This window comes from Pseudomonas atagonensis (genome assembly GCF_011369485.1).
Lineage (GTDB): Bacteria > Pseudomonadota > Gammaproteobacteria > Pseudomonadales > Pseudomonadaceae > Aquipseudomonas > Aquipseudomonas atagonensis.
On the sequence record NZ_VXCA01000017.1, the window covers coordinates 80439 to 93343 of the forward strand.

Genomic DNA, 12905 nt, shown 5'->3' on the forward strand with positions numbered 1-12905 from the left:
TTACGACCAGACTTCGCCGGCAGGTACTTTCAGCCCGTCGTGCCACCACGCCGCGAGACTGAAGACGTTGGGCGCCTTGAGAATCGTGAAGTGGTTGCCCGGCCCGTACCACACCGCCAGATCCTTGACCTGTCGCTGCCAGCCTTCAAGGATCGCCGCCTGCTCACGTTGGTTGCCCCAGGCGTCGAGCGTCGGGTCGTCGACCAGCGCCAGCCTGACCGGCCCGTGATAAGCGAGTGTCGGTTGATAGACCGTGCGCAATGCAGTGGCGAAGGTCCGCACCGGGCCGTGCATGGCCTGCTCGGATGAACGCGCGGACAACACGCCGGCGCGCACCATGCCTTGGTGTAACAGGCGCATTTGCAAGGCGTGATCGGCCTCGGCAAACGTCATGGGGTCGATGCCCAATGACTTGCCGCTGGACAGTTGCAACGTTTCGATCAAGCGCTCCATTGCGGCAGTCGTCGTGTACGGTTTGCCCGCCGTGCCGTCACCGCCGGGAGCTTCGCTGTCGATCAACGTCAGCGAAGCCACCTCGCGCCCGCTCGCCTGCAACCTCGCCGCCATGGCGTGCGCGACCCAACCGCCAAACGAATGACCGATCAGGTGCACCGGCCCCTGGGGATACAACTGCTCGACCGCTTGCAGATAACACGCCGCCGCGGCTTCAACCTGACTGTGCGGCACACCGTTGCCATCGAGCCCACGCGGTTGCAGACCGAAAATCGGCCACTCCGGACCAATCGCCTCGGTCAGGTGAATAAACCCGATGACACTGTCGCCCGCCCCCGGCACACAGAAGATCGGCGCGTGCCCTATCTGCCCGCTCTGGATGGTCAAAAGCGGCTGATGAACTTGTGGTGCCGGAGCCTGTGCCGCCTCCAGCGCTTGACTCAGCGCCTGGCCGAGTGTCTGGATATCCGGCAGTTTCATCATGCTGCGGTGATCGCCCGGCACGTCGATGCAATGCAGCAATCCTGCCGCGACATGGGCATCCCAACCCCGCGTCGGACTGGGCTGCGACTGCCCCGGCATCAGCGCCTGCGCACGAAACAAGTGCAGCGCCTGGCTGGCCGGGCTGACGCGGTAATTCGCCAGCGCCAGACCATGGGCCGCTTCACGATCAAAGTAGCCCCACGCCTCTGCAGGCGTCAGCGCTGCCAGTTCCGGATCGGGCAATTGCAGTTGGCAGCAGCGCTGGAACAACGGGTTGAAGGCGATGTGCTCGACTTCAGCGTCCAGTCGTTCGACTTCCGCCAACGCTTGCTGCCCTTCTGCGCCACGCATCTGCGAACGGGCGCGGCAGTGTTCCAGCAATTGCCGCTTGTCCCGATGCTCACCGCACCAGCGAGTCTTGTCCTGGCTGGCCGGGTGCGGCGCGTAGGTATCAAGCAGCCCGACAAAGGCCACCGGCTCATCCAGCCCGAGCAGTTGCTGGGCGATTTCGTACGCCAGCAAACCACCAAACGACCAGCCTGCCAGACGATACGGGCCGTGCGACTGCACAGATCGAATGATCCCGACCATCCGCGAGGCCATGCACTCAAGGGTGGGCAATTGCGCCTGAGCGAGCGGCACGCCGGGCAAACCATAAATCGGGAACTGGCCCTCGAGGTGCAGGCCCAGCGCGGGAAAGTACACGTCCCGCCCGCTGAACTCATGCACGAGGAACAGCGGCGTGCCGCCCTCGCCAGGACGCACGACGACCAGTCCTTCCGGCTGTTCCGGCTCCGCGTTGCGCTGGCTGAGCAGCGCCGCCATCGACTCGACGCTCGGGCGCTGGAACAACTCGGCCAACGTCACCTGTTGCCCCGCCCGCTGCATCAGGTTGACCAGACGAATCGCGAGCAACGAATGCCCGCCCAGCTCGAAGAAATTGTCGTGGCGCCCGATCTGCTCCACCTTCAGCACCTCCCCCCAGATTCGGGCCAGCAAGGTTTCGATTTCACCTTCAGGCGCTTCATAGTGGCGGCTGAGTAACGCGTCGAGGCCCGGTGCCGGCAAAGCCTGACGGTCGACCTTGCCATTTGGACTCAAGGGCAAGGCCTGCAGCCGGACAAACGCCCCCGGCACCATGTACTCGGGCAACTGCTCAAGAATGAACGTGCGCAACGCGTCGATGCCGGGTACGTCGGCACCGTCGCGCAGGGTGTAGTAGCCGACCAGACGTTCGTCGCGCATCAACACCACCCCTTCGTGCACGTCCGGGTGCTGGATCAGGCGTGCTTCGATTTCGCCGAGTTCCAGGCGCAGGCCGTGCAGCTTGACCTGGAAGTCGTTGCGCCCGAGGAACTCAAGGTTGCCGTCCGCGCGGTAACGCACCAGATCGCCAGTGCGATACAGCCGGTCGCCGGCCACGAAAGGGCTGTCAATGAAACGCTCGGCCTGCATTTGCGACAACCCCTTGTAGCCACGAGCCACGCCGACGCCGCCAATATGCAACTGACCACTGACGCCAAGCGGCACCGGCTGATCGTATTCATCGAGCACGTACAGCCGCGTGTTGCAGATGGCCTTGCCGATCGGCAACTCGGATGTCGGCACCGGCATGTGCGGTTCCAGCGTCCAGGCCGTGCTGTCGACGGTCGCTTCGGTCGGGCCGTACACGTTGTGCAAACGCACCCACGGCAGGTGCTGACGCACCTTTTCGGCCAGTGCCGCAGTGAGTTCACCGCCACCGCAGAAGACATCGGCGAGGCTGGTGCACTGACTGACGTCTGGCTGTTCCAGAAACTGCTGCAACAGTGCCGGTACGAACTTGACCACCGTGACGTGTTGCTCACGAATCACTTGCGCGAGATAAGCAGGTTCGCGGTGCCCTCCGGGACGCGCCAGCACCAGCCGGACACCGGCGCTCAGCGGCCAGAAAAACTCCCACACCGAACCGTCGAAACTGAAAGGGGCTTTCTGCAATAACGCCGCTTGCGGGTTCGGCGGGCAGATCCGCGAGCCCCAATGCACCAGATTGCACAAACCCCGGTGCTCCAGCATCACGCCTTTCGGCGTGCCGGTCGAACCGGAGGTGTAGATCATGTATGCCAGGTTCGAAGGATTCAGGCCGGCAATCTGCAGATCGCTGTCCGGCTCGTCGTGCCAATTGCAGCGATCAACATCGATCAGCACGGCATCGGTTCCGGCAAACAGTGACCGCGTGGCCGTTTGCACCAGCACGGCCACCGGCGCGCTGTCCTTGAGCATGTAGACCAGACGCTCCGTCGGGTAGGCCGGATCCAGCGGCACGTAGGCGCCACCGGCCTTGAGAATGCCCAGCATACCCACCACCAGATCGAGCCCACGCTCGACACACAGCGCCACCCGCGAATCCGCTCCAACGCCCTGCTGCCGCAAGTGATGGGCGAGACGGTTGGCACGGGCATTCAGTTCGCGGTAAGTCAGGCTGTGCTCCCCGCTCTGCACGGCAATCGCTTCCGGTCGGCGGCGCACCTGTGCCTCGAACAGGCTGTGGATCGGCTGCTCGAGCGGATAGTCGACAGCGGTCGCGTTGAACTCGGTGAGCAATCGCTGGCGTTCATCCGCAGCGAGCAGGTCGACCTGCGCCATGACGGCCTGATCATCGTTGACCAGTGCCTCCAGCAAGCACTGGAAGTAACCGACAAACCGCCGCACCGTCGATTCGTCAAACAACGCCGTGGCGTAGCGCAGCGAGCCGCGAATCCCTTCCGGTGTTTCGCCCAGACTCAGCGACAGGTCGAACTTCACAAACTGATTGTCCCCGACCACACCTTCCAGCATCAGCCCGCCCAGCGTCAGTGCCGGCGCCACGCTGCTGTCCCAGCTCACCAGGGTCTGGAACAGCGGCGTATGCGACAGGCTGCGTACCGGACGGGTGATTTCCACCACGTGTTCGAACGGCAGATCCTGATGCGCCTGCGCCGCCAGAGTCTGCGCCTTGACCCGCGCCAACAGCGCCTCGCCCGTCAATGCGCCGCCAGTATCGATGCGCAACGCGAGGGTGTTGACGAACATGCCGATCAGCCCTTCGATTTCCGCGCGGGTACGGTTGGCAACCGGCGAACCGATCACCACATCGGTTTGCCCGGACAGGCGCCCGAGCAGCATGGCCCACACGCTCAACGTCACCATGTACGGCGTCACCCCGTGACGCTGGCAGAGTGTTTTCAGGCCATCACTCAGCGGTGCACTCAACCGCACGTCGACACTGGCGCCATGGTGATCCTGTTGCGCGGGACGCGGACGGTCGGTCGGCAACGCCAGCAACGCCGGGCTGTCGGCCAGAGTCCGTTGCCAGTAATCGCTCTGGCGCTGCAACACCTCGCCGCTGAGCCAGCGCCGTTGCCACACCGCGTAGTCGGTGTATTGCAGGGCCAGCGGCGGCAGCGGATCGTCCTCGCCCTGGCTGAACGCCTGATACAGCGCCATCAGCTCGCGGGTCAGAACCCCCATCGACCAGCCATCGGCGATGATGTGATGCATCGTCAGAAGCAGGACATGATGATCGTCGGCCAGGCACACCAGACGTCCCCGGATCAATGCATCGTCCTGCAAGTTGAACGGCCCGCGCGCTTCAGCTTCGATCAACCTGCGCAACGCTGGGTCGGCCTGCGGTTGTTGGCGCAAATCCTCGAAAATCAGCGCCAGACCGCTGTCGACCGGGGCAATCAGCACCTGCGCGTCATCGTTGAACTGCGCGAAACGGCTGCGCAGGGTTTCGTGACGGGCGACGATTCGCACCAATGCTCGCTGCAGGGCCGCCTCGTCCAGTCGGCCACGCAGGTGCAGACCCAGCGGAATGTTGTAAGCCGTGTTGCCGCCATCCATCTGTGCGAGGAACCACAGGCGTTGCTGGGCAAAAGACAATGGCAGCGCCTGATCTCGCTGCGCCGACAGAATCGGCGGCAATGTGCTCTGCTCGGCCTGACTCAAGACCTGCGCCACAGCCGCCAGCTCTGGGTTGGCGAACAGATCGGTTAACGCCAGTTCGACGCCCATCTGCTGACGCACCTGGGAGAGCATGCGCATCGCCAGCAACGAATGGCCGCCCAGTTCGAAAAAGTTGTCGTGGCGCCCGACCCGCTCAACCTGCAACACCTCGGCCCAGACGAGCGCCAGACTCGCTTCCAGCGTATTGGCCGGGGTCTCGTAAACCCGGCTGAGCAACGCGTCTTGCGTCGGCGCCGGCAGTGCCTTGCGATCAACCTTGCCATTGTTGTTCAGCGGCAAGGCATCGAGTTGCACCCACGCGCTCGGCAGCATGTATTCCGGCAGCCGCGCCTGCAATTGGGCGTGCAGACTGGCGCTCTCCAGTGGCTCGCCTGCGACGGTGTAGTACGCCACCAGACGTGTGATTTCCTGAGCATCGCGGCGCGCCAGCACCACCGCTTCCTTGATGCCCGGGCAGTTGAGCAGGCGGTTTTCGATTTCGCCCAGCTCAATGCGGAAACCACGGATTTTCACCTGATCGTCGTTGCGCCCGATGCAGTCAAGTTGCCCCGGCGCCAGCCACCGCGCCAGATCACCGGTACGGTACAACAAGGCGCCGGGTTTACTGCTGAACGGGTCGGGGAGAAATTTCTCGGCGTTCAGATCTGCACGGTTCAGGTAACCGAGGGCAACACCCTGCCCGCCGATGTACAACTCACCGGTCACACCCATCGGCACCGGTTGTTGATGAGCATCGAGCACGTACACCTGAGTGTTGGAAATCGGCCCGCCAATCGGCACGCTCTCGGCGCTTTCCGCCACTTCGTGTACTTCGAAGGTTGTCGCGTAGGTGGTGGTTTCGGTCGGGCCGTAGCAGTGCACGATGCGCAGTTCTGGCGCTTCGGTCAGCAGTCGGCGGAACGCTGCCGGGTCGCCGCGCTCGCCGCCGCACAACAGAATGCGCAGGCCTTTGAGCGCCTGCGGAATCAGTTGCACGTACTGGTTGAACAGCGCCGTGGTGACGAACAGCACAGTCGCCCCGCTCGCGCTCAACGCACGACCGAAAGCGTTCGGATCAAGCAGCGTCTGGTGGTCGATCACCACGACGCGACCGCCATTGAGCAATGGCCCCCAGATGTCCATGGTGCTGGCGTCGAACGCCGGGTTCGAGGCAAATACCACGCGATCCTGCGCATTGAAATCGGCGTAACCGTTGTTGATCACCAGACGACCGATGCCACGGTGCGGGATCATTACGCCTTTCGGCGTACCGGTGGAGCCGGAGGTGTACATGATGTACGCCAGTGATTCCGATGATTGCAGCAGGTTCGGGTTGTGCGTCGGTTGCCCGTTGAGGGTCAGCCTGTCGAGATCGATGCGTGGCGCGGCGTAGTCGATCACTTCGCCGCTCAAGGTCAACAGCGCCACGGCCTGACAGTCCTCGACCATGAATGCCTGACGCTCGCTCGGTGCATGGATGTCCAGCGGCACGTAGGCTGCCGCGCACTTGGCAATCGCCAGTTGCGCCACCAGCAGTTGCAGCGAGCGCGGCAACAGGAGCGCCACGTGGTCGCCCGGTTGCACGCCGTGGGCAATCAGATGATGAGCCAGGCGATTGGCCTGGGCATTGAGTTCGAAGTAGCTCAGCGATTGTTCGCCGTGCACCGCGGCAATAGCCTTGGGATGCGCCGCCGCTTGTTGCTGGAAAATTCCGTGGGCGGTCAGCGTCTGCGGGTAGTCACGGGCGGTGGAGTTGAAGTCCGCCAACACGCGTCGGCGCTCATCCGCTGCCAGCAACGGTACTTGTTCCAATACCGTGCGATCGTCGCCGATCATCGCTTCCAGCAGCCGCTCGAAGTAGCCGGTGTAACGCTGGATCGTCGAAGCGTCGAACAGCGCCGTGGCGTAGTTCAACGAGCCGCGAATCACCCCGTTGACGTCCCCCAGCGTCAGGGTCAGGTCAAACTTGGCCACCTGCGCCGTGGCGGCCACCCCTTCCAGCGTCAGATCGCCGAGGGCCAATTGCGGCCCGACGCTGCTGTCCCAGCTCAGTGAGGTCTGGAACAACGGGCTGTTCGCCAGGCTGCGCGCCGGTTTGGCAATTTCCACCACTTGCTCGAACGGCAGATCCTGGTGCGACTGAGCGTCCAGGGTCCGCGCCTTGACCCGCGCCAGCAGCGTTTCGACGTTCGGTTCGCCCGAGGTGTCGATACGCAATGCCAACGTGTTGACGAACATGCCGATCAACCCTTCGGTTTCGGCGCGGGTGCGGTTGGCCACCGGCGAGCCGATCAGCACATCGGATTGCCCGGACAGTCGACTCATCAACAGGGCCCAGGCGCTGGTCATGGTCATGAACAGAGTCACGCCATGTCGTTGACTCAAGGCCTTGAGCGCCGCACTCAAGCGCTCGCCCAGGCGCACTTCGACGTTGCTGCCGGCGTAGTCCTGACGCACCGGGCGCGCACGGTCGGTGGGCAGGGTCAGCAGCGTCGGCGCGCCGTCGAGGGTTTGCTGCCAGTAATCGCTCTGGCGCTGCAGCACTTCACCGCTGAGCCAGCGCCGTTGCCACACCGCGTAATCGCCGTACTGCAACGCCAGCGCTGGCAACGGATCTTGCCCGCCATGGCTGAACGCCTGATACAACGCCATCAGCTCGCGGGTCAGCACACCCATTGACCAGCCGTCGGCAACGATGTGATGCACCGTCAGCAACAGCACGTGGTGATCGTCGGCCAGACACACCAGGCGACCGCGAATCAGCGAATCGTTTTGCAGATCGAATGCCGTCGACGCTTCCTGCGCCATCAAGGTCTGCAAGGTCTGTTCGGCCCGCGGCTGTCGGCGCAGGTCTTCAAATGCCAGCAACAGGCCGCTGTCGACCGGAGCAATGCAAACCTGCGCGGTGTCGTCGAGGGGGCTGAAACGGCTGCGCAGGGTTTCGTGGCGGGCAACGATCCGCATCAGCGCCTGTTGCAGGGCATCGACGTCGAGACGGCCGCGCAAGCGCAGGCCTATCGGAATGTTGTAGGCCGAGTTGCCCCCCGCCATTTGCGCCAGGAACCACAGGCGTTGCTGGGCGAAGGACATGGGCAACGCTCCATCACGCGCAGCCGGGAGGATCTGCGGCAATGTGCTGCGTCCGGCACGATTCAGCGCCTCGGCCACGGCGTGCAGTTGCGCGTCGGCAAACAGATCGCTCAGCGCCAACTCTACACCGAGGCGCTGACGCACCAGCGAAACCATGCGCATTGCCAGCAACGAATGGCCGCCCAGTTCAAAGAAGTGATCGTGACGGCCAACTTGCTCGACCTGTAGCACTTCAATCCAGATTTGTGCCAGAACGTTTTCCAGCTCGCCTTGCGGTGCAGCGTATTCACGAATCAGTAACGCTGCTTCGTCAGGCTTGGGCAAGGCTTTACGGTCAACCTTGCCATTGTTGTTCAACGGCAAAGCGTCAAGCTGCACCCACGCTGTCGGCATCATGTAATCCGGTAGCTGTGCCTGCAATCGGGCGTGCAGACCGGTGCTGCCCAGACTGGCGCCCGTCACCGTGTAATACGCCACCAGACGTGGGTTTTCCTCGTCGTCGCGGCGCGCCAGCACCACCGCTTCCTTGATGCCCGGACATTTGAGCAGGCGGTTTTCGATTTCGCCCAGCTCGATGCGGAAACCACGGATTTTCACCTGATCGTCATTGCGCCCGACGCAGTCAAGTTGCCCCGGCGCCAGCCACCGCGCCAGATCACCGGTGCGATACAACAAGGCGCCGGGTTTGCTGCTGAACGGGTCGGGGAGAAATTTCTCGGCGTTCAGATCTGCACGGTTCAGGTAACCGAGGGCAACACCCTGCCCGCCGATGTACAACTCACCGGTCACACCCATCGGCACCGGTTGTTGATGAGCATCGAGCACGTACACCTGAGTGTTGGAAATCGGCCCGCCAATCGGCACGCTCTCGGCGCTTTCCGCCACTTCGTGTACTTCGAAGGTTGTCGCGTAGGTGGTGGTTTCGGTCGGGCCGTAGCAGTGCACGATGCGCAGTTCTGGCGCCTCGGCCAGCAGTCGGCTGAACGCCGCCGGGTCGCCACGCTCGCCGCCGCACAACAGAATGCGCAGGCCTTTGAGCGCCTGCGGAATCAGTTGCACGTACTGGTTGAACAGCGCCGTGGTGACGAACAGCACAGTCGCCCCGCTCGCGCTCAACGCACGACCGAAAGCGTTCGGATCAAGCAGCGTCTGGTGGTCGATCACCACGACGCGACCGCCATTGAGCAATGGCCCCCAGATGTCCATGGTGCTGGCGTCGAATGCCGGGTTCGAGGCAAAGACCACGCGATCCTGCGCATTGAAATCGGCATAGCCGTTGTTGATCACCAGACGGCCAATGCCACGGTGCGGGATCATCACGCCTTTCGGCGTACCGGTGGAGCCGGAGGTGTACATGATGTACGCCAGCGATTCCGACGATTGCAGCAGGTTCGGGTTATGCGTCGGTTGCCCGTTGAGGGTCAGCCTGTCGAGATCGATGCGTGGCGCGGCGTAGTCGATCACTTCGCCGCTCAAGGTCAACAGCGCCACGGCCTGACAGTCCTCAACCATGAACGCCTGACGCTCGCTCGGCGCATTGATATCCAGCGGCACGTAGGCTGCCGCGCACTTGGCAATCGCCAGTTGCGCGACCAGCAGTTGCAGCGAGCGCGGCAACAGGATCGCCACGTGATCGCCCGGTTGCACGCCGTGGGCAATCAGGTGATGGGCCAACTGGTTAGCCCGGGCGTTCAGCTCAAGGTAAGTCAGCGATTGCTCACCCTGCACCGCGGCCACGGCTTGTGCTTGCGCGACGGCTTGCCGCTCGAACAGGCCATGGATCGTCAGCGAATGCGGGTATTCACGTTCAGTTGCATTGAACTCGACCAGCAACTGATGACGTTCTGCGGCAGGCACAACGGACAAGCGATCAAAACCTGCATGAGGCGTATGCTCCAGTGCATCGACCAATACGCCTAACGCAACCTGCATGTACGCGCAGATGCGCTGCGCATCGATGCCCGCTGCAGCCAGCGCCTTCAGGCTGAAATCTTCGCCGAGATCGTCAACGCTGAGGGTCAGGCGATAGTTGGTGTGCTCCTCGGCCGCCAGCAACTGCATGCCATGCCACGCGGCTTGCATCTCGGCGGATATAGGCCCGACGGGGGCGCTGTGGCGATAGTTGAGCAGTGTGCTGAACAGCGGCGTGCCCGACGGCATCGCGCTGCATTGCTGCACTTGCGCCAACTGCGCGTGTTCGTGGGCGAGCAACTGGCTCAAGCGCTCATGGGTCGCCAGTGCCGCGCCTTTCACGCTGTGTGCGTTCAGCTCGATGCACAGCGGCAAGGTGTTGATGAACACCCCGAGCGCCCGCTCCGCCCCTTCGCCGCCCTGCAATCTGCCGAGCAATACCGTGCCGAACACCACGGCGTCGCGCCCGGACAATTGCCCCAGCACTTGCGCCCAGGCGAGGTGCATCAGGCTTGCTGCGCTGACACCCAGACGCCGCGATTGCAGACGCACGCTGCGGCTCAGGTCGCGATCAAGCGTCAGTTGCGCGTGTTGCGCCGGCCTCTCGTCCGCCAGAGGCTGACCGTAGGGCACGGTCGGCTCGTCGATATGGCCGAGCATGTCGCGGAAGAAGCGTTCGTGCGCCTGCTCGCTCAAACCGTAACGGGTGTGCGCCACGTAATTGCGGTACGGCACCGGCTCGCTCAACCGCTGAGCCGTGCCGAGCAGGAACGCCTGCATGTCGTGTTGCAGCACCTCAAGCGCCACGTGATCCATCACCAGATGATGGAACAGCAGCAACGCCACCACGCGTTGATTCACCGAATCCCGGGCATGCACGACACGCATCAGCGGTGCCTCGGTGATGTTCATGCGGAAGGTGTCGACGGCGAACCGGGCACGCAACTGGCTCAGCGCATCGCCGGAATCGTCCAGTGTCAGCGCCTCGCAACGTAATGACGCTTGCCGCCAGACCACTTGCACCGGCTCTTCCAGCCCCTCCCAGAACAACGAGGTGCGCAAGATGTCGTGGCGTTCGATCACGCGTTGCAGGGCATCGGTGAAGGCCTGCAAACGCTGCTCATCGGCAAACGCGAATTGCGCCTGCAGCACATACGGATCACCCTGCGCCGCTGACAGATGATGGAACAAAATCCCGGTCTGCAAGGGCGCCAGCGGATAAATGTCCTGAATATTCAGGGCACCACCGGGGACACTCGCGACGACTCTGTCGATGGCTGCTTGATCCAGCGTGACCAGCGGCAACAATTCCGGGGTAATGCGCGTGCAGCCTGGCGGGATCAGATTGGCCGCAACGGCAACTTCAGGCTCGCCACCCACCGCCGCCGCCAGCGCGGCCAGCGTCGGTTGGCCGAACAGCACGCGGATATCCGCTGACAGGCCGACGCGGCGCATGCGTGCCACCAGATTGACCGCCATCAACGAATGGCCGCCCAGTTCGAAGAAGTGATCAAAGCGCCCTATCCGCTCGACCTTGAGCAATTCAGCCCAGATAGCGGCAATGGCAGTTTCGACTTCGCCAACCGGGGCTTCATACTCGCGGCTCAACAGCGCGGTCTGGTCCGGTGCGGGCAAGGCCTTGCGATCCAGTTTGCCGTTGGGACTGAGCGGCAAGGCGTCCAGATGCACGAACACGGCGGGCACCATGTAGTCCGGCAGGTGCTTGAGCAATTGGCTACGCAACTGATCGATTGGCAGTGGCTCGCCGCTGTAATACGCCACCAGACGCTGGTCTCCCGGCACGTCTTCACGGGCCAGCACGGCGGCTTCGCGCACACCATCGACCTGCGCCAGATGCGCCTGTATCTCGCCGGGTTCGATACGCAAACCACGGATCTTGACCTGGTCGTCATTGCGCCCCAGGTATTCGATATTGCCATCGGCGAGATATCGCGCAATGTCGCCGGTGCGGTACAGGCTCGCTCCGGTCTGCTCACTGAACGGGTCGTCGAGGAAGCGTTCAGCCGTCAGTTCGGGCCGGTTCAGGTAACCCCGCGCCACTTGCACGCCGCCGAGATACAACTCACCGACGACACCGATGGGGACCGGTTGCTGGTGAGCATCAAGGATGTACACGCGGGTATTGCAAAGCGGTTTGCCAATCGGCGGCGCGCTGTCCGGTACCGGTGCATCCGGCGCCAGCGTCCACACGGTGCTGTCGACCGTCGCTTCGGTCGGGCCATAAACATTATGCAGGCGAACATGCGGCAGACGTTCACGCACACTACGCACCAACGTAGTCGTCAGCTCGCCACCGCCACAGAACACATCGGTGAGGCTGCAACATTGATCCACGTAGTCCTGTTCGAGAAACTGCTGCAACAGCGCCGGCACAAACTGAATGACGTTGACCTGCTGCTCTCGAACGAGCTGCACCAGAGCGGCGGGATCGCGATGCCCGTCAGGGCTGGCAAGAACCAGGCGCATCCCGCTGGTCAGCGGCCAGAACAGCTCCCACACCGAGGCATCAAAACTGAACGGGGTTTTCTGCAACAACGCAGCACCGGTCGACAACGGACACAGGCTGGCGCTCCAGTGCAGCAGATTGCAGAGGTTGCGGTGCTCGACCATCACCCCTTTCGGCATGCCGGTGGAGCCAGAAGTGTAAATGACATAGGCCAGATTCGCAGCGCTCAGGCCTGGAACCTGCGGATTGCTCTCCGGCAGCTCTTGCCAGGTGCAATGATCGAAGTCGATCAGCGTGGCGGCGGTCTCACCGATCAGCGAACGCGTTGCCGCCTGCACCAACACCGCCACCGGCGCGCTGTCCTCAAGCATGTAGGCCAGACGTTCGGCGGGATACCCCGGATCCAGCGGCACATACGCGCCGCCAGCCTTGAGAATGCCCAGCAACCCCACGAGCAGCTCCGGCCCGCGTTCGACGCAGATGGCCACCCGGCAATCGACGCCCACACCTGACTGGCGCAGGTGATGGGCAAGGC

Annotated in this window: 1 protein-coding gene (only partly in view); it reads right to left on the bottom strand. The window is 63.2% G+C overall.

What is annotated here, in order from left to right; all coding sequences use genetic code 11:
- Positions 1–12905: the 3' portion of a non-ribosomal peptide synthase/polyketide synthase gene (locus F2P67_RS12280; RefSeq protein ID WP_166220677.1), read on the bottom strand. 4939 nt of this gene lie beyond the right edge of the window; only the last 12905 of its 17844 coding nucleotides appear in the window; its start codon lies beyond the right edge, outside the window; it ends in the stop codon at positions 1–3.